Below are 17,685 nucleotides of genomic sequence, written 5' to 3'. Positions count from 1 at the left end.
AGAAAAGCGGCCAATTTAACATATTGGCGCCTTGCCCAAAATCCCTGTCGTTGTTAGAGTTTGCCGCACTTTTTTACCCACGCGTTGCCTAGGGTCCCTTTCCCATGTTCAAGAAACTGCGTGGCATGTTTTCCAGCGATCTTTCCATTGACCTGGGCACTGCCAACACCCTTATTTACGTGCGCGAGCGCGGTATCGTCCTGAATGAGCCATCGGTTGTGGCCATTCGGACACACGGTAACCAGAAAAGTGTCGTTGCTGTCGGCACCGAAGCCAAGCGCATGCTCGGCCGTACGCCGGGCAACATTGCTGCCATTCGTCCGATGAAGGACGGCGTGATCGCCGACTTCAGCGTCTGCGAAAAGATGCTGCAATACTTTATCAACAAGGTTCACGAAAACAGCTTTCTGCAGCCCAGCCCTCGTGTGCTGATCTGCGTTCCATGCAAATCCACCCAGGTTGAGCGTCGTGCCATCCGTGAATCGGCCCTTGGTGCCGGTGCCCGTGAAGTGTTCCTGATCGAAGAGCCGATGGCTGCTGCGATCGGTGCCGGCCTGCCGGTTGAAGAAGCACGCGGTTCGATGGTCGTCGATATCGGTGGTGGCACCACTGAAATCGCGCTGATCTCCCTGAACGGTGTGGTCTACGCCGAATCCGTCCGCGTGGGCGGCGACCGCTTCGACGAAGCGATCATCACCTACGTGCGCCGCAACTACGGCAGCCTGATCGGTGAATCGACTGCCGAGCGCATCAAGCAGGAAATCGGTACGGCCTACCCGGGCGGCGAAGTTCGCGAAGTCGACGTTCGCGGTCGCAACCTGGCCGAAGGTGTTCCACGTGCATTCACCCTGAACTCCAACGAAGTGCTGGAAGCTCTGCAAGAGTCCCTGGCCACTATCGTTCAGGCTGTGAAAAGCGCCCTGGAGCAATCGCCGCCGGAACTGGCTTCCGACATCGCCGAGCGTGGCCTGGTGCTGACCGGTGGTGGCGCGCTGCTGCGTGACCTCGACAAGTTGCTGGCCCAGGAAACCGGTCTGCCGGTGATTGTTGCCGAAGATCCGCTGACCTGTGTTGCTCGCGGCGGTGGCCGTGCATTGGAAATGATGGACAAGCACACCATGGACCTGCTCTCCAGCGAATAAGCGCCGGTTTGCAATACGTGGGTGAGCGCACAGGCAGCACTTTGCAGTGCTGCCTGTTGGCGTTTATCTTCTGTCAGTCTTCATCCAGGCCGGTTTGATGCCGTATGAATAAACAGAACATTTGCCTGGGAGGAGCGGCTTATTAAACCGCTTTTCGCCAAAGGCCCTTCGTTGGGTGTGCGCCTGTTGGTGCTGGCCGTGCTGTCGGTCGCGCTGATGGTGGTCGATGCCCGCTTCGACCTGCTCAAACCCGCGCGCAAACAAGCGTCGCTGGTGTTGATGGACGCCTACTGGATCACCGACCTGCCCGGACGGCTGTGGGAAGGGATCGCCAGTCAGTTCGGCAGCCGCACCGAGCTGGTCGCCGAAAACGAAAAACTCAAGACCGAGAACCTGCTGTTGCAGGGGCGCATGCAGAAGCTTGCCGCCCTTACCGAGCAGAACGTGCGGCTGCGCGAGTTGCTCAATTCCTCCGCGCTGGTCAACGAAAAGGTCGAAGTGGCCGAGTTGATCGGTATGGACCCCAATCCCTTCACCCATCGCATCATCATCAATAAAGGTGAGCGCGATGGCGTGGTGCTCGGTCAACCGGTGCTCGATGCACGCGGTCTGATGGGCCAGGTGGTCGAGTTGATGCCTTACACCTCCCGGGTGCTGCTGCTGACCGACACCACTCACAGCATTCCTGTGCAGGTGAACCGTAACGGTCTGCGGGCGATTGCCAGCGGCACCGGTAACCCGGAACGCCTGGAACTGCGCCATGTCGCCGATACCGCCGACATCAAGGAAGGCGATCTGCTGGTCAGCTCCGGCCTGGGTCAGCGTTTCCCGGCCGGTTATCCGGTGGCGACGGTCAAGGAAGTCATCCACGACTCCGGCCAGCCGTTCGCGATTGTTCGCGCGGTGCCAACCGCTGCGTTGAACCGCAGCCGTTATCTGCTGCTGGTGTTCAGTGACAACCGCACCGCCGAAGAGCGCGCCAACGATGCGGCGCAGGCCCAGGAAAATCTCGATGCGCAGGGCGGTGGCCCGATGCTTCCGGCCACGGTGCCGAAAGTCGTCAACACACCGGCAGCCGCGACAACGCCAGCTGCGTCGACCGCTCCAGCGCCCGCTGCTGCGGCCAGCACCACGCCGGCCAAACCTGCGGCCAAGCCAGCGGCGGCAAGCAAGCCGCCAGCTTCCCAGCCTGCTGCGCGTCAGGCGGCGAAACCGCCCGCCACTGCGCCGGGCAACACAGGGAGACAAGAATAATGGTCGGCGCTACCGCTTCGCGTAACGGCTGGATTGTCTGGCTGACGTTTGTCTTCGGCATCCTGCTCAGCGTTTCACCGCTGCCGATGTTCATGGAAATCCTGCGTCCCCTCTGGCTGGCCTTGCTGCTGACTTTCTGGGCGTTGTACATGCCGCATACGGTCGGCATGGTCACCGCGTTCTGCCTGGGGCTGGCCGAAGACGTGCTGCAGGGCGATCTGCTTGGCCAGAATGCCTTGATCCTGACGCTGATCACCTTCCTCGTGCTGTCGTTGCAGCAGCGTCTGCGGATGTTCCCGATGTGGCAGCAATGCCTGGTGATCCTGGTGATCTTCGGCCTCGCTCAACTGGTTCAATTGTGGCTCAGCGCCTTGACCGGCAACCGTCAGCCAACCCTGGCGCTGGTACTGCCGGCACTGGTCAGTGCCTTGCTCTGGCCTTGGGTCAGCTTCGCTTTGCGTGGACTGCGCCGGCGCTACAAAATCAACTGATTCGGTCAGGCATGTGCCCGCACCTCGACAAGGGAGATGTCTTGATGAAGCCGCTTTACCTCGCCTCTGGTTCGCCGCGTCGGCGTGAGTTGCTCACGCAGATCGGCGTGCCGTTCTCCGCCATCAGTGCGGACATCGATGAAACCCCGATCCCCGAAGAATCGCCCTCGGCCTATGTCGAACGCCTCGCGCGTGGCAAGGCCGAGGCCGGTCGACGCACGCGGGTGTCCGACGCGGCGTTTTGCGTTCTGGGCGCGGACACCGCCGTGGTGCTCGACGGCAAAATTCTTGGCAAACCGGTGGACGAAGCCGATGCATGCGCCATGCTGATGATGTTGTCCGGCAAGGAGCATGAAGTGCTGACCGCCATCGCCGTGCTCGAAGGCGAGCGCTGCGAGTCGCGCGTGGTGCGCAGTCTGGTGCGGTTCCGCCCGATCAGCCGCGAAGAGGCTGCGGCCTACTGGGCCAGTGGCGAACCCCGGGACAAGGCCGGCGGTTATGGCATTCAGGGCCTCGGCGCGGTGTTTGTCGCCGGGCTCAATGGCAGCTATTCGGCGGTGGTCGGGCTGCCGGTTTGCGAAACCGCAGAACTGTTGGGCCATTTCGGCATACCCTGTTGGCAAAACCTGAACGCGCAATGAGCGTCGTACGAATCAAGATGCGGCCATTATCGTGAACATGCCTGAACGAGACCCTGCCATGAGTGAAGAGATTCTGATCAACATCACGCCGATGGAATCGCGCGTGGCGGTGGTCGAAAACGGTGTGCTGCAAGAAGTCCACGTTGAGCGCACGCAAAAACGCGGGATCGTCGGCAACATCTATAAGGGCAAGATTGTCCGGGTGCTGCCGGGCATGCAGGCGGCATTCGTCGACATCGGTCTGGATCGCGCCGCGTTCATTCATGCCTCGGAAATTTCTTTGCGCGAAGGCCCGGCGGTGGAAAGCATCAGCGCGCTGGTGCACGAGGGGCAGAGCCTGGTGGTGCAGGTGACCAAGGATCCGATCGGCTCGAAAGGTGCGCGACTGACGACTCAGTTGTCGATTCCGTCGCGTTATCTGGTGTACATGCCGCGCACCGCCCACGTCGGCATTTCCCTGAAAATCGAAGACGAAGCCGAGCGCGAGCGCCTCAAACAGGTGGTCAGCGATTGTGTGGCCAAGGAAGGAATCAAAGAGGCCGGTGGCTTCATCCTGCGTACCGCCGCCGAAGGTGCCGGGGCCGATGAGATCCTCATGGACATCCGCTACCTGCGCCGCCTGTGGGATCAGATCAATGCGCAGATCCAGACCATCGGCGCGCCGAGTGTGATCTACGAAGACCTCGGTCTGGCCCTGCGCACGTTGCGCGATCTGGTCAGCCCGAAGATCGAGAAGATCCGTATCGACTCCCGGGAAACTTTCCAGAAAACCACGCAGTTCGTCGCCGAACTGATGCCGGAAATTGCCGATCGTTTGGAACACTATCCGGGCGAGCGGCCGATTTTCGACCTGTATGGCGTCGAAGACGAAATCCAGAAAGCCCTCGAGCGCAAAGTGCCGCTCAAGTCCGGTGGTTATCTGGTGGTCGATCCGGCGGAGGCCATGACCACCATCGACGTCAACACCGGCGCGTTTGTAGGCCATCGCAACCTTGAAGAAACCATCTTCAAGACCAACCTCGAAGCCGCCACCGCGATTGCCCGGCAGATGCGCCTGCGCAATCTGGGCGGGATCATCATCATCGACTTCATCGACATGGAAGATGAGGAGCATCAGCGCCAGGTGCTGCGCACCCTGGAAAAACAGCTCGAACGTGATCACGCCAAGACCAACATCATCGGCATCACCGAGTTGGGCCTGGTGCAGATGACCCGCAAGCGCACCCGCGAAAGCCTTGAGCAAGTGCTGTGCGAGCCGTGCAGCAGTTGCCAGGGCCGGGGCAAGTTGAAGACCCCGGAAACCATCTGTTACGAGATTTTCCGCGAGATTCTGCGCGAAGCCCGCGCCTATCAGGCGGAAGGTTACCGGGTGCTGGCGAACCAGAAAGTGGTGGATCGGCTGCTCGACGAAGAATCCGGTAACGTCGCCGAGCTTGAAGGGTTTATCGGCCGCACCATACGCTTTCAGGTCGAAACCATGTATTCCCAGGAACAATATGACGTGGTGCTGCTCTGAACCCCTGCAGCACATTTAATCCACAACGGCTGGCCTCAGCTTTCAGTAGTTTTTTTGCCATGGGAGCCAACTGACATGGAGCGTCTGACACGCATTTTGGCCGCACTGACCCGCTGGGGGCTGGGCCTGTGCGCGTTGGTTCTGGTGTTGATGGCGTTGTACGTCAGCCTCGGTCGGGAACTGACGCCACTGGTGGCGGAATACCGCACCGATATCGAAGACAAGGCCACGGCTGCGCTCGGCATGCCGTTGCAGATCGGCGAGCTGGAAGGCAACTGGAGCGGCTTCGCGCCGATTCTGCTGGCCCACGATGTGATGGTCGGTGACCGCGCCAATGCCTTGCGTCTGGATCGGGTGCGCGTGGTGCCTGACCTCTGGGCCAGTCTGCTGGCGCGCGAAGTGCGTATCGCCCATCTGGAATTGAACGGCCTGAAGATCAGTGTCAAAGAAGCACAGGACGGCACCTGGGCGCTGGAAGGCCTGCCGGTGCAGAACGACCAGCCGCTGGATCCCGAGCAATTGTTCCAACGTTCGCAGATGGTTCAGCAACTGTCGGTGCTCGACAGTCAGGTGACCGTGCAGCCGCTGGATCAGACGCCGATGACCTTTACCTACGTCGGACTGAATCTGAAAACCGGCAGCAGCCGTCAGCGTCTTGATGCTCGTCTGACCTTGCCCGACGGGCAACCGGTGGCGATGAGCCTGCGTACACGGATTCGCCCCTCTCAATTGCCGAACAGTTCGGTGGAAGGTTATGTCAGCCTGCCGCAAAGCGATTGGTCGAAGTGGCTGCCTGAGCGTGTGACTCAACAGTGGAATTTTTCCGAGATCAAAGCGGGCGGCGAGCTGTGGGTGAACTGGAACGACGGCGCTCTGCAAAGCGCCGCCATCCGTTTGAACGCACCACAGGTGACCGGCGCTTATGCCGAGCGCAAGCCGATCAAGATCAGCAATCTGGCGCTCAACGGCTATTACCAGCGCGATGACGAGGGCGCGATTGTCACTCTCGATTCGCTGGCGATGAACTTCGGCGAGACCCGCTGGGAATCCCATGTGCAGCTCAAGCAGACGGTGGCCACCGATAAAACCGATGAGTTGTGGCACTTGCAGGCCGACCGCCTCGACCTGACACCGATCACGCCGTTGCTCAATGCGCTGGGGCCGTTGCCCGAAAACGTCGCCACGGTCGTCGACCACCTGAAGGTGACGGGTGGACTGCGCAACGTGCTGCTGGATTTTCGTCCCAATGCCACCGACGGCTCGAAATTCGGCTTTGCGGCCAACCTCGATAATGTCGGTTTCGATGCCTATCACGGTGCCCCGGCGGCGCGAAACGTCAGTGGCAGCCTCAGCGGCAACCTCGACGGTGGCGAGTTGCGCCTGGACAGCAAGGATTTCGTCCTGCACCTCGACCCGATCTTCGCCAAGCCATGGCAATACATCCAGGCCAATGCCCGACTGACCTGGAAGCTCGATAAAGAAGGTTTCACCCTGATCGCGCCGTACCTGAAAGTGCTGGGCGAAGAGGGCAAAATTGCCGGCGACTTCCTGATCCGCCTGCACTTCGACCATAGCCAGGAAGACTACATGGACCTGCGCGTCGGGCTGGTCGATGGCGATGGTCGCTACACCGCCAAATACCTGCCCGAAGTCTTGAGCCCGGCCCTCGACGAGTGGCTGCGTACAGCGATCCTCAAGGGCGCCGTGGATCAGGGCTTCTTCCAGTACCAGGGTTCGCTGAGCAAAAACGCCAAGGACGTGGATCGCAGCATCAGCCTGTTCTTCAAGGTGCATGACGCCGAGCTGGCGTTCCAGCCGGGCTGGCCGCACGTGAGCAAGGTCAGCGGCGATGTGTTCATCGAGGACAGCGGCGTGCGCATCGTGGCCGACAAGGGCCAGTTGCTCGACACCCAGGTCAGCGACGTTTTCGTCAACATTCCCCATGTGCCGGCCGGGCAGCCCACCCATCTGTTGCTCGACGGCGGATTTGTCGGCGGGCTGGGCGATGGCTTGAAGATTCTGCAGACCGCGCCGATCGGTACCGGCGAAACCTTTGCCGGCTGGGAAGGCGAGGGCGATTTGCAGGGCAAGGTCAAACTCGACATTCCGCTGGAAAAGGGCGATCTGCCGAAGATCCTCGTCGATTTCAAGACCGCCAATGCACGCCTGAAACTGGCTGAGCCGAAGCTGGAACTGAGTCAGCTCAAGGGCGATTTCCGTTTTGACAGCGCCAAGGGGCTGAGCGGGCAGAACATCGCCGCCAGGGTCTTCGACAAGCCGGTGACCGCGCAGATTTTCGCTGATGGCAGCCCGAACAAGCTCAAGACTCGGGTCGCGGCTTCCGGGCAGGTCGAGGTCAAGAAGCTCACTGACTGGCTGGGCGTGACTCAGCCGTTGCCGGTGTCCGGGACCCTTCCGTATCAGTTGCAGGTCAACCTTGACGGCACTGACAGTCAGCTCACTGTCAGCTCCAGCATGAAAGGTGTGGCAGTGGATCTGCCGGCACCGTTCGGCATGTCGGCCGAGCAGGGTCGTGACACGGTGTTCCGCATGACGCTGCAAGGTGCGGAGCGGCGTTACTGGGTCAACTACGATCAACTGGCGAGCTTCACCTTCGCCGCGCCGCCGAGCAATATCGCCGATGGTCGCGGTGAGCTGTTCCTCGGTACCGGCGACGCACTCCTGCCGGACGCCAAGGGCCTGCGCATCCGCGGTGTACTGTCAGAGCTGGACGTCGCGCCGTGGCAGGATCTGGTCAGCAAATACGCCGGCAACGATCCGGGTGGCAGCGCCAAGCAATTGCTCAACAGTGCCGACTTCAAGGTGGGCAAGCTCACAGCCTTCGGCACCACGCTGGATCAGGCTGCAGTGCAGGTCAATCGCAAGCCATGGGCGTGGAATCTGGCGCTCGACAGCCAGCAGGCCAAGGGCTCGGCCAGCCTGCCCGATGCCAAAGGCGCGCCGATCGCGGTCAATCTGCAATACGTACGTCTGCCGGCGCCGGATCCGACGGTGCAGGCTGACGAGAATTCGCCTGATCCGCTGGTTTCGGTCGACCCGACGAAGATTCCCGCGCTGGATATCACCATCAATCAGTTGTTTCTGGGCCAGGATCTGGTGGGCGGCTGGTCGCTCAAGGTTCGACCGACGGCCAAAGGCATTGCCCTGAGCAATCTCGATATGGGCCTCAAGGGCATCCTGTTGCAGGGCAATGGCGGCTGGGAAGGGGCGCCGGGTTCGACCAACAGTTGGTTCAAGGGCCGGATCAGCGGCAAGAACCTTGCCGATGTGCTCAAGGGCTGGGGCTTTGCACCGAGCGTGACCAGTGAAGAGTTCCACATGGATGTCGATGGCCGCTGGCCGGGCTCGCCGGCATGGCTGGCAACCAAGCGCTTCTCCGGCACGCTGGATGCCTCGCTCAATAAAGGTCAGTTCGTTGAAGTGGAGGGCGGCGCGCAGGCGTTGCGGGTGTTCGGTCTGCTCAACTTCAACTCCATCGGCCGTCGTCTGCGTCTGGACTTCTCCGACTTGTTTGGCAAAGGCTTGAGCTACGATCGGGTCAAGGGCCTGTTGGTGGCTAATAACGGCGTGTATGTCACCCGCGAGCCGATTCGCCTGACCGGTCCTTCGAGCAACCTTGAGCTGGACGGTACGCTGGATCTGGTCGGTGATAAGGTCGATGCGAAATTGCTGGTGACCTTGCCGGTGACCAACAACCTGCCGATTGCCGCGTTGATCGTCGGCGCGCCGGCGGTCGGCGGGGCGTTGTTCCTGATCGACAAGCTGATCGGCGACCGCGTGGCGCGCTTCGCCAGCGTCAAGTACACCGTCAAAGGCCCGTGGAAAGAGCCGAAAATCACCTTCGACAAGCCTTTTTGAACAGCCACATCCCAGGCCTATGGAGTAGCATGGCCGCATACCTGTCACGGAGTGCGCCATGTCTTTAGCGGTGATTCAAATGGTCAGCCAGAGTGATGTGCTGGCCAATCTGGCGCAGGCTCGACGCCTGCTCGAACAGGCCGCGGCCGGCGGCGCGAAGCTGGCGGTGCTGCCGGAAAACTTCGCTGCCATGGGCCGTCGCGACATCGCCGACATCGGCCGTGCCGAAGCGCTTGGCGAAGGTCCGATCCTGCCATGGTTGAAACAGACCGCCCGCGACCTCAAGTTATGGATAGTGGCCGGCACCTTGCCGTTGCCGCCGCTTGGGCAATCGGACGCCAAGTCGCATGCCTGTTCGCTGCTGGTCAACGATCAGGGTGAAACCGTGGCACGGTATGACAAGTTGCACCTGTTCGATGTTGATGTGGCGGACAATCGCGGGCGGTATCGCGAATCCGATGACTATGCTTATGGCAGTGGCGTGGTGGTCGCAGACACGCCGGTTGGCCGAGTCGGCCTGACCGTGTGTTACGACCTGCGCTTTCCGGAGCTGTACAGCGAATTGCGCGCCGCCGGTGCCGAGTTGATTACCGCCCCGTCGGCCTTCACCGCAGTGACCGGTGCGGCGCACTGGGATGTGCTGATTCGCGCCCGGGCCATCGAGACGCAGTGTTATGTGTTGGCGGCAGCACAGGGCGGGACCCACCCGGGACCGCGTGAGACCTTCGGTCATGCGGCGATCATCGATCCGTGGGGCCGTGTGCTGGCGCATCAGGATCAAGGCGAGGCGGTATTGTTGGCCGCACGCGACAGTGATGAACAAGCGTCTATCAGGGCGCGAATGCCGGTGACGAGTCATCGGCGGTTTTTCTCGCAGGGCGCCCAGCGGCCTGCTTCAGAACATGAATTTAAGGCGTAAACCTATGAGCGAGTTGTTGTCCTCAGTCAGTGATCACCTGTTGGCGCCCGGCGGCGTGACCATCGAGAGCCTGCAAGGTGTGCTCGGCGATCTGGCCGGCCCGGGCATCGATGCTGCCGATCTGTATTTCCAGGGCCAGATCTCCGAGTCGTGGTCGCTGGAAGACGGTATCGTCAAGGAAGGCAGCTTCAACCTCGACCAAGGTGTTGGCGTGCGTGCGCAGTCCGGCGAGAAAACCGGTTTTGCCTACAGCAACGCGATCACCCTCGAAGCCCTGGGCGCTGCGGCCCGTGCCGCCCGCTCGATCTCCCGCGCCGGGCAGAACGGCACGGTGCAGGCGTTCAGCACTCAGGATGTCGCGCAGTTGTATGCGCCGGACAATCCGCTGGAAGTGTTGAGCCGCGCCGAGAAAGTCGAGCTGCTCAAGCGCATCGACGTCGCCACCCGCGCCCTCGATCCACGGATTCAGCAGGTCAGCGTGAGCATGGCCGGGGTCTGGGAACGGATTCTGGTGGCGTCCACCGACGGTGGCCTGGCCGCTGATGTGCGTCCGCTGGTACGTTTCAACGTCAGCGTGATCGTCGAGCAGAATGGGCGTCGCGAGCGCGGCGGACATGGCGGCGGCGGGCGTACCGACTACCGTTATTTCCTCGCCGAAGACCGTGCCATGGGCTATGCCCGTGAAGCACTGCGTCAGGCGCTGGTGAATCTGGAAGCGATTCCGGCACCGGCCGGCACCTTGCCTGTCGTCCTCGGTTCGGGCTGGTCCGGTGTGCTGCTGCACGAAGCGGTCGGTCACGGTCTGGAAGGCGACTTCAACCGCAAGGGCAGTTCGGCCTACAGCGGGCGGATGGGCGAAATGGTTGCCTCCAAGCTCTGCACCATTGTCGATGACGGCACGTTGAGCGGTCGTCGCGGTTCGCTGAGCGTCGACGACGAAGGCACACCGACCGAGTGCACCACGCTGATCGAAAACGGCGTGCTCAAGGGTTACATGCAGGACAAGCTCAACGCACGCCTGATGGGCGTAGCCCGTACCGGCAACGGTCGTCGCGAGTCCTACGCGCATCTGCCGATGCCGCGCATGACCAACACTTACATGTTGGGTGGCGAGAGCGATCCGGCGGAAATCATCGCTTCGGTGAAGAAGGGCATCTACTGCGCCAACCTCGGCGGCGGTCAGGTCGACATTACCAGCGGCAAGTTCGTGTTCTCCACCAGCGAGGCGTACCTGATCGAGGACGGCAAGATTACCGCACCGGTCAAGGGCGCGACGTTGATCGGCAACGGCCCCGAGGCGATGAGCCGGGTGTCGATGGTCGGTAATGATCTGGCGCTGGACAGCGGTGTGGGCACGTGCGGCAAGGACGGGCAGTCGGTGCCGGTGGGTGTCGGTCAGCCGACGCTGAAGATCGATGCGATTACCGTGGGTGGCACGGGCGCATAAAAAGAGGTGGAGCTGCGGGTGGCGCGCAGGGCGGCCACCCGATGGCGAGTATCAACGCAGGCCGCGTTGGGTATCGTCCAGCTCACGGATGTACTTGAAGATCTTGCGGCTGGAAGCAGGAGGTTTGTTTTGCGCAACCTCGTGCTGAGCCTGACGGATCAGGGAACGCAGTTGCTGGCGATCGGCGTCGGGGTATTCGACGACGAATTTCTCCAGCACGGCATCGTCACCGGCGATCAGGCGGTCACGCCAGCGTTCGAGGTTGTGGAAACGCTCGTTGTACTGACGGGTGGAGGCATCGAGTTGATCGAGCAGGACCAGAATCGCGTCAGTGTCCTGATCGCGCATCAGTTTGCCGATGAACTGCAGGTGCCGTTTACGCGCGATGTTCGCGGTGTGCTTCGGCGCATCAGCCAGGGCCCGGCGCAAGGCGTCGGTCAATGGCAGTTTTGCCTGCAAGTCGGGCTTGAGTGTTGTAAGGCGCTCGCCAAGGTCAACCAGAGCATGCAGCTCGCGTTTGACCTGTGATTTGCTTTTTTCTCCCGTATCGAGGGAGTCGTCGTAAGAATCAACCATGGTGGCAGTCCGCAAAGAAACGCCGCCATGATAACCAGTCGGGGGCCGCTTGTCCGGCCCGGTCGCTCGATGACCCCAGCCGAAAGCAGAATTTGAGTGGAGATGAGCATGAGTGCAGTTCAAAGCGTCGGCCCGCAAGCATTGCCGGCACTGCAGGAACAGGTCGAGCAGATCATCGCCGAAGCCAAGCGTCAGGGCGCCAGTGCCTGCGAAGTCGCGGTGTCGCTGGAGCAGGGTTTGTCGACGTCGGTGCGCCAGCGTGAGGTCGAGACGGTCGAATTCAATCGCGACCAGGGCTTTGGCATCACCCTGTACGTCGGCCAGCGCAAAGGCTCGGCCAGCACGTCCGCCACCGGGCCGGACGCGATTCGTGAAACCGTTGCCGCTGCACTGGCGATCGCCAAACATACCTCTGAAGACGAAGCCTCGGGCCTCGCCGATGCCGCGCTGATGGCCAGGGATGTGCAGGATTTCGACCTGTTCCACGAATGGGACATCACCCCGGAGCAGGCGATCGAGAAGGCGTTGCTCTGTGAAGCGGCGGCGTTCGACGCCGATGCGCGAATCAAGAACGCCGACGGCACCACCCTCAGCACCCATCAGGGCTGCCGTGTGTATGGCAACAGCCACGGTTTCATCGGCGGTTACGCGTCGACCCGGCACAGCCTGAGCTGCGTGATGATCGCCGAAGCCGATGGCCAGATGCAGCGCGATTACTGGTATGACGTCAATCGTCAGGGCAGCCTGCTGGCGGATCCGGTGAGCATCGGCCAGCGTGCCGCGCAACGTGCCGCGAGCCGTCTGGGCGCGCGTCCGGTACCGACCTGCGAAGTGCCGGTGCTGTTTTCCGCTGAACTGGCGGGCGGCTTGTTCGGCAGCTTCCTGTCGGCGGTTTCCGGCGGCAGTCTGTATCGCAAATCGTCGTTCCTCGAAGGCACGCTGGGGCAGAAGCTGTTTCCGGAATGGCTGACCATCGATGAGCGTCCGCACCTGATGCGCGCCATGGGCAGTGCGTCCTACGACGGTGATGGTCTGGCCACCTACGCCAAACCGTTCGTCGAGAAGGGCGAGTTGGTGTCGTACATCCTCGGCACGTACTCGGGGCGCAAACTCGGCATGCCGAGCACCGCCAACGCGGGGGGCGTGCACAACCTGTTCGTCACTCACGGTGATGAAGATCAGGCGGCGCTGTTGAAACGCATGGGCCGTGGCCTGTTGGTTACCGAGTTGATGGGCCATGGCTTGAACATGGTCACCGGCGACTATTCGCGTGGGGCGGCGGGGTTCTGGGTCGAGAACGGCGAAATCCAGTTCGCGGTGCAGGAAGTGACCATCGCCGGCAACATGCGCGACATGTTCAAGCAGATCGTTGCAGTCGGTAATGACCTGGAGTTGCGTAGCAATATTCGCACGGGTTCGGTGCTGATCGACCGGATGACTGTCGCGGGCAGCTAAGCCCCAGCGGTCAGACAAGAAAGGCGCGCCACCTCATCGGGTGGCGCGCCTTTTTTCATGGCCCCACACAAAACCTTGTGGGAGCGAGCCTGCTCGCGAAAGCGATAGCAGCCTACTGCAGCGGCGACTGACACGACGCCTTCGCGAGCAGGCTCGCTCCTACAATGGAGTCTGTGTAACCAGGTGCTCTTGTTTTGGTTCTCATTATCATCTAATAATAAATCTCATCTCCGAACGAGCCCCGGATCATGAGTTCTGCCTTGCACGAGCAGCCGTACCTCGAAAGCTGGCGCTGGATGAGTCGCCAGATCCGTTGCGCGATGGATCCTGACGAGCCGCGCCTGATCGAACATTACCTGGCCGAAGGCCGTTATCTGGCCTGCTGTACGGCGACTTCCCCGTGGACCATCGCTGAAACCTCCTTCCGTCTGCTGCTCGACACAGCCACCGACATCGCGTTGCCGTGGCACTGGCGCAGCCTGTGTCTCGATCAAGCCTGGCGTCCGTTGCGTGAAATGGAGCGTCTGTCGCTGTGCAACTGTCGGCTCCAGCGCTGGCAGCGCTACACCTGGCAACTGGCGACCTGCGAGTTGCTTCCCTCGATTCCTCTCATTGAATTAGTCCAAGGATTTACCGATGACCAAGACACGTATTGAGCGCGACAGCATGGGCGAATTGCAGGTGCCGGTGGACGCTCTCTACGGCGCGCAGACCCAGCGCGCAGTGGATAACTTCCCGATCAGCGGCCAACCGATGCCGAGGCACTTCATCCGTGCGCTGATCCTCGCCAAAGCCGCCGCGGCGCGGGCCAACGTCGAACTCAACCAGCTCAGCGCCGGCCAGGGCAAGGCCATCAGCGATGCCGCGCAAGGCCTGCTCGAAGGCGATTTCATGCAGCATTTTCCGGTGGATATCTTCCAGACCGGCTCCGGCACCAGCTCCAACATGAACGCCAACGAAGTGATTGCGACCCTCGCCAGCCGCCTGCTCGGCGAGCCGGTCAACCCGAACGATCACGTCAACTGCGGCCAGAGCAGCAACGACATCATTCCGACCACCATCCACGTCAGCGCGGCGTTGGCGTTGCACGAACAACTGCTGCCGGCGCTGTTGCATCTGGTGCAGGTCATCGAAAACAAAGCCGATCAGGTGCACCACCACGTCAAAACCGGCCGTACGCACTTGATGGACGCGATGCCGGTGCGCATGAGCCAGGTGCTCAATGGCTGGGCGCAGCAGCTCAAGGCCAACATCGGTCATCTGCAGGATTTACTGCCGAGCCTGCAATCGCTGGCGCAGGGCGGTACGGCGGTCGGCACCGGGATCAACGCGCATCCGGAATTCGCCGCGCGTTTCAGCCGCCAGCTCAGCCAACTGACGAATGTGCAATTCACTCCGGGCAAGGATCTGTTCGCCCTGATCGGCTCGCAGGACACCGCCGTCGCCGTCTCCGGTCAGCTCAAGGCCACCGCCGTGTCGCTGATGAAAATCGCCAACGACCTGCGCTGGATGAACTCCGGTCCGCTCGCCGGCCTTGGCGAGATCGAACTGGAAGCCCTGCAACCGGGTTCGTCGATCATGCCGGGCAAGGTGAATCCGGTGATCCCGGAAGCCACCGCCATGGTCGCCGCACAAGTGATCGGTAACGATTCGGTGGTCACCATCGCCGGCCAGTCGGGCAATTTCGAACTGAACGTGATGCTGCCGATCATCGCCCAGAACCTGCTGAACAGCATCGAACTGCTGGCCAATGCCAGTCGTCTGCTCGGCGACAAGGCCATCGCCAGCTTCAAGGTCAATGAGTCGCGGCTCAAAGAAGCGCTGTCGCGTAATCCGATTCTGGTCACCGCGCTCAACCCGATCATCGGCTACCAGAAAGCCGCCGAAATCGCCAAGCAGGCCTACAAACAGGGGCGTCCGGTGATCGACGTCGCGCTGGAACACACCGACCTGTCGCGCAGCCAACTGGAAGAGTTGCTCAACCCCGAGAAACTCACCGCCGGCGGCGTGTAAACCCCGCAACCGCTTTGGAGGCTCACCATGGAGCACTGGAAACGCACGATCGAACGGGCCAATCGCTGCTTCATGCTGGGCGAGCTGATTGATGCCCGCGAGGCTTATCTGCAAGCCCTGGCCCTGGCGCAAGTACTGTTCGAACGCTGGGCGGACGCCGACGAAGCGGTGGCGGCGTGCGTCATCTCCCACCACAACCTCGCGGATCTGCATTTGCGCCTGAATCAGCCGGAGGAAAGTGCGGAGTACCTCTGCGCGATTCATCAACGGCTGTTGCAGACCATGCAGGACGAGCGCCTGCGTCCAGCACTGCGTGAAGCGGCGTTGCGCCAGAGCAGCAAGACCTACGTCGAACTGCTGAACTTCATCAGCGAGCATGGCGAATACCCGCGCACCCAGCGCCTGCTGCACCCGGACACCGGCAACGCACGCCGCGCGTCAGCCTCACATCATCATGGAGTCCACTGAAATGGCTTTTACCTTGCCTGCCTTGCCGTACGCCTACGACGCCCTGGAACCGCACATCGATGCGCAAACCATGGAAATCCACTACACCAAGCATCACCAGACCTACATCAACAACCTCAATGCCGCCGTCGAAGGCACCGAGTACGCCGAATGGCCGGTGGAAAAACTGGTCGCCAGCGTTCAGCAGTTGCCGGAAAAACTTCGCGCGGCGGTGATCAACCAGGGCGGCGGGCATGCCAACCATTCGTTGTTCTGGGAAGTCATGGTACCCAACGGCGGTGGCAAGCCGGACGGCGCGCTGGCCAAGGCCATCGAGGCGCAACTGGGCGGCCTCGACAGCTTCAAGGAAGCCTTCACCAAAGCCGCGTTGACCCGTTTCGGCAGCGGCTGGGCCTGGCTCAGCGTGACCCCGGAGAAAAAACTGGTCGTGGAAAGTAGCGGCAATCAGGACAGCCCGTTGATGAACGGCAACACGCCGATTCTCGGTCTGGATGTTTGGGAACACGCCTATTACCTGCTTTATCAGAACCGTCGCCCGGAATACATCAACGCGTTCTACAACGTGATCAACTGGCCGGAAGTTGCTGCGCGCTACCAGGCTGCACTGGTTTAAGTCTTCTATAAAAACAATCCAGGGCTGACTATGGGCACTGAAACACTGGCGATTGGCGGTGGGCGTATGTTTCGTTACGCGGTCGGGTCGCTGTTGCTGCTGGCGGGCATGACCCTGCTGGCCGTGCACGGGCTGGAATGGCTGGATCTGCAGCCGCGATTGTCACGCGCATTGCAGGGCGGCGCGATCTGCGCCCTCGGCACGGCGCTCGGCGCGGTGCCGGTGCTGGTGATCCGGCGTATGCCGCAGAGGCTCAGCGATACGCTACTGGGTTTCGGCGCCGGCGTGATGCTGGCGGCGACCGCGTTTTCGCTGATCGTGCCGGGCATCGCTGCTGCCGAAAGTCTGGGCCTGACACCATGGGCCGCCAGCGGGCTGATTTGCTTCGGCATCATGCTCGGTGCATTCGGTTTGTATCTGGTGGATCTGAAACTGTCCGGCGCCTCACCGGAAATGCTCGTCGGTACCCCCGAGCACCCGGTGATTCCGCCGCGCATCTGGCTGTTCGTCTTCGCCATCATTGCTCACAACATCCCGGAAGGCATGGCGGTGGGGGTGTCCGCTGGCGGCGGCATGCCGGATGCCGACAGTCTGGCGATGGGCATCGCCTTGCAGGATGTGCCAGAGGGATTGGTGATTGCGCTGGTACTGGCGGGGGCAGGAATGTCGCGGGTCAAGGCATTCTTGATCGGCGCGGCGTCAGGACTGGTCGAACCGGTGTTTGCACTGCTCTGTGCCTGGCTGGTCAGTCTGGCGGAGCTGTTATTGCCGTTGGGGCTGGCGCTGGCGGCGGGGGCGATGTTGCTGGTGGTGACGCACGAAGTCATTCCGGAATCGCGCCGCAATGGTCATGACAAGCTGGCCAGTCTTGGCTTGCTGATCGGGTTTTGTCTGATGATGGTGATGGATACGGCGTTGGGTTGAATATCAAAAGATCGCAGCCTGCGGCAGCTGTTGCCAAGGCTGCGATCTTCGGTGCTGGGCTGTCAGCCCCCTTCATCGAAGTAGTTGTTGATCAGCTCCACCAAAGCAACCATGGCCTCCTCAGCCTGTTCGCCTTCGGTGCTCAAATGGATCTTGGTGCCCTTGCCGGCCGCGAGCATCATCATCGCCATGATGCTTTTGCCGTCTACTGCTGTCTCGGGTGTGCGACCGACTCTTATCGTGGTCTCCGGAAACTTGCCGGCCACGCCGACGAATTTGGCCGATGCCCGGGCATGCAGACCCAATTTGTTGATGATTTCGATTTCACGAGCAGGCATCGCGGTGTG

General features: G+C 61.5%; 16 protein-coding genes. 14 read left to right on the top strand and 2 right to left on the bottom strand.

Going from position 1 to position 17,685, the window contains the following annotated elements; genetic code table 11:
* Nucleotides 1-104: 104 nt before the first annotated feature.
* From mreB to tldD, 8 genes are all read left to right on the top strand, one after another.
* Nucleotides 105-1,142, top strand: a complete 1,038-nt coding sequence (gene mreB, locus V3W27_RS23275; RefSeq protein WP_002555108.1) for a rod shape-determining protein MreB — start codon at nucleotides 105-107, stop codon at nucleotides 1,140-1,142.
* Between the two features lie 141 nt (nucleotides 1,143-1,283).
* Nucleotides 1,284-2,396, top strand: coding sequence for a rod shape-determining protein MreC (gene mreC, locus V3W27_RS23270; protein ID WP_330207692.1), 1,113 nt, complete (start codon nucleotides 1,284-1,286; stop codon nucleotides 2,394-2,396).
* Nucleotides 2,396-2,887 carry a rod shape-determining protein MreD gene (gene mreD, locus V3W27_RS23265; protein ID WP_096795347.1) on the top strand — a complete coding sequence of 164 codons (492 nt, stop codon included), beginning with the start codon at nucleotides 2,396-2,398 and terminating at the stop codon, nucleotides 2,885-2,887. The genes mreC and mreD overlap by 1 nt, the downstream gene beginning before the upstream one ends.
* 44 nt (nucleotides 2,888-2,931) lie before the next feature.
* The gene (locus V3W27_RS23260) at nucleotides 2,932-3,528 is read left to right on the top strand and encodes a Maf family protein (RefSeq protein ID WP_096795348.1); all 597 of its coding nucleotides are present in this window, start codon (nucleotides 2,932-2,934) and stop codon (nucleotides 3,526-3,528) included.
* A gap of 58 nt (nucleotides 3,529-3,586) precedes the next feature.
* Nucleotides 3,587-5,044, top strand: coding sequence for a ribonuclease G (gene rng / locus V3W27_RS23255; protein WP_007961585.1), 1,458 nt, complete (start codon nucleotides 3,587-3,589; stop codon nucleotides 5,042-5,044).
* A 75-nt stretch (nucleotides 5,045-5,119) separates the two neighbouring features.
* Nucleotides 5,120-8,923 carry a YhdP family protein gene (locus V3W27_RS23250; RefSeq protein WP_330207649.1) on the top strand — a complete coding sequence of 1,268 codons (3,804 nt, stop codon included), beginning with the start codon at nucleotides 5,120-5,122 and terminating at the stop codon, nucleotides 8,921-8,923.
* A 58-nt stretch (nucleotides 8,924-8,981) separates the two neighbouring features.
* On the top strand, nucleotides 8,982-9,842 hold the full coding sequence (locus tag V3W27_RS23245) for a carbon-nitrogen hydrolase family protein (protein ID WP_330207648.1): 861 nt from the start codon (nucleotides 8,982-8,984) through the stop codon (nucleotides 9,840-9,842).
* 4 nt (nucleotides 9,843-9,846) lie between these two features.
* Entirely contained in the window at nucleotides 9,847-11,289 is a 1,443-nt protein-coding gene (tldD, locus tag V3W27_RS23240; protein ID WP_007961588.1) for a metalloprotease TldD, read from the top strand.
* 51 nt (nucleotides 11,290-11,340) lie between these two features.
* Here the strand turns inward: tldD and yjgA are convergent, their stop codons facing one another.
* Nucleotides 11,341-11,865 carry a ribosome biogenesis factor YjgA gene (gene yjgA / locus V3W27_RS23235; protein WP_003221672.1) on the bottom strand — a complete coding sequence of 175 codons (525 nt, stop codon included), beginning with the start codon at nucleotides 11,863-11,865 and terminating at the stop codon, nucleotides 11,341-11,343.
* Nucleotides 11,866-11,973: 108 nt separating this feature from the next.
* Between yjgA and pmbA the strand changes: the two genes are divergently transcribed.
* From pmbA to V3W27_RS23205, 6 genes are all read left to right on the top strand, one after another.
* Nucleotides 11,974-13,320 (top strand): metalloprotease PmbA, encoded by a 1,347-nt coding sequence (gene pmbA / locus V3W27_RS23230; RefSeq protein ID WP_442962674.1) that lies wholly within the window; start codon nucleotides 11,974-11,976, stop codon nucleotides 13,318-13,320.
* Between the two features lie 248 nt (nucleotides 13,321-13,568).
* Entirely contained in the window at nucleotides 13,569-13,976 is a 408-nt protein-coding gene (locus V3W27_RS23225) for a FagA protein (RefSeq protein WP_123587254.1), read from the top strand.
* Nucleotides 13,957-15,333 carry a class II fumarate hydratase gene (locus tag V3W27_RS23220; RefSeq protein WP_330207646.1) on the top strand — a complete coding sequence of 459 codons (1,377 nt, stop codon included), beginning with the start codon at nucleotides 13,957-13,959 and terminating at the stop codon, nucleotides 15,331-15,333. Before V3W27_RS23225 ends, V3W27_RS23220 begins: the two co-directional genes overlap by 20 nt.
* Nucleotides 15,334-15,360: 27 nt before the next feature.
* Nucleotides 15,361-15,801, top strand: a complete 441-nt coding sequence (locus V3W27_RS23215) for a hypothetical protein (protein WP_007967199.1) — start codon at nucleotides 15,361-15,363, stop codon at nucleotides 15,799-15,801.
* Between the two features lies 1 nt (nucleotide 15,802).
* A complete protein-coding gene (locus tag V3W27_RS23210; RefSeq protein WP_247267908.1) occupies nucleotides 15,803-16,414 on the top strand; it encodes a superoxide dismutase in 612 nt (203 codons plus the stop codon).
* Between the two features lie 30 nt (nucleotides 16,415-16,444).
* On the top strand, nucleotides 16,445-17,338 hold the full coding sequence (locus V3W27_RS23205; RefSeq protein ID WP_330207645.1) for a ZIP family metal transporter: 894 nt from the start codon (nucleotides 16,445-16,447) through the stop codon (nucleotides 17,336-17,338).
* A gap of 62 nt (nucleotides 17,339-17,400) precedes the next feature.
* On the opposite strand, the gene V3W27_RS23200 is transcribed toward V3W27_RS23205, so the two are convergent.
* Nucleotides 17,401-17,676, bottom strand: a complete 276-nt coding sequence (locus tag V3W27_RS23200; protein ID WP_027610843.1) for an HPr family phosphocarrier protein — start codon at nucleotides 17,674-17,676, stop codon at nucleotides 17,401-17,403.
* Between the last annotated feature and the right edge of the window lie 9 nt (nucleotides 17,677-17,685).

This window comes from Pseudomonas sp. AM14(2022), from assembly GCF_036346455.1.
In the GTDB taxonomy this organism is placed as follows: domain Bacteria; phylum Pseudomonadota; class Gammaproteobacteria; order Pseudomonadales; family Pseudomonadaceae; genus Aquipseudomonas; species Aquipseudomonas putida_A.
This window is presented reverse-complemented; position numbering and strand designations above follow the sequence as displayed.

Excerpts from the sequence above, each read along its gene's own strand:
- mreB (WP_002555108.1), top strand. The coding sequence starts at position 105 with ATGTTCAAGAAACTGCGTGGCATGTTTTCCAGCGATCTTTCCATTGAC.
- V3W27_RS23215 (WP_007967199.1), top strand. The coding sequence starts at position 15,361 with ATGGAGCACTGGAAACGCACGATCGAACGGGCCAATCGCTGCTTCATG.
- rng (WP_007961585.1), top strand. The coding sequence starts at position 3,587 with ATGAGTGAAGAGATTCTGATCAACATCACGCCGATGGAATCGCGCGTG.
- tldD (WP_007961588.1), top strand. The coding sequence starts at position 9,847 with ATGAGCGAGTTGTTGTCCTCAGTCAGTGATCACCTGTTGGCGCCCGGC.
- yjgA (WP_003221672.1), bottom strand. The coding sequence starts at position 11,865 with ATGGTTGATTCTTACGACGACTCCCTCGATACGGGAGAAAAAAGCAAA.
- V3W27_RS23205 (WP_330207645.1), top strand. The coding sequence starts at position 16,445 with ATGGGCACTGAAACACTGGCGATTGGCGGTGGGCGTATGTTTCGTTAC.
- V3W27_RS23210 (WP_247267908.1), top strand. The coding sequence starts at position 15,803 with ATGGCTTTTACCTTGCCTGCCTTGCCGTACGCCTACGACGCCCTGGAA.
- V3W27_RS23225 (WP_123587254.1), top strand. The coding sequence starts at position 13,569 with ATGAGTTCTGCCTTGCACGAGCAGCCGTACCTCGAAAGCTGGCGCTGG.
- V3W27_RS23250 (WP_330207649.1), top strand. The coding sequence starts at position 5,120 with ATGGAGCGTCTGACACGCATTTTGGCCGCACTGACCCGCTGGGGGCTG.
- V3W27_RS23200 (WP_027610843.1), bottom strand. The coding sequence starts at position 17,676 with ATGCCTGCTCGTGAAATCGAAATCATCAACAAATTGGGTCTGCATGCC.
- V3W27_RS23245 (WP_330207648.1), top strand. The coding sequence starts at position 8,982 with ATGTCTTTAGCGGTGATTCAAATGGTCAGCCAGAGTGATGTGCTGGCC.
- V3W27_RS23220 (WP_330207646.1), top strand. The coding sequence starts at position 13,957 with ATGACCAAGACACGTATTGAGCGCGACAGCATGGGCGAATTGCAGGTG.
- mreD (WP_096795347.1), top strand. The coding sequence starts at position 2,396 with ATGGTCGGCGCTACCGCTTCGCGTAACGGCTGGATTGTCTGGCTGACG.
- pmbA (WP_442962674.1), top strand. The coding sequence starts at position 11,974 with ATGAGTGCAGTTCAAAGCGTCGGCCCGCAAGCATTGCCGGCACTGCAG.
- V3W27_RS23260 (WP_096795348.1), top strand. The coding sequence starts at position 2,932 with ATGAAGCCGCTTTACCTCGCCTCTGGTTCGCCGCGTCGGCGTGAGTTG.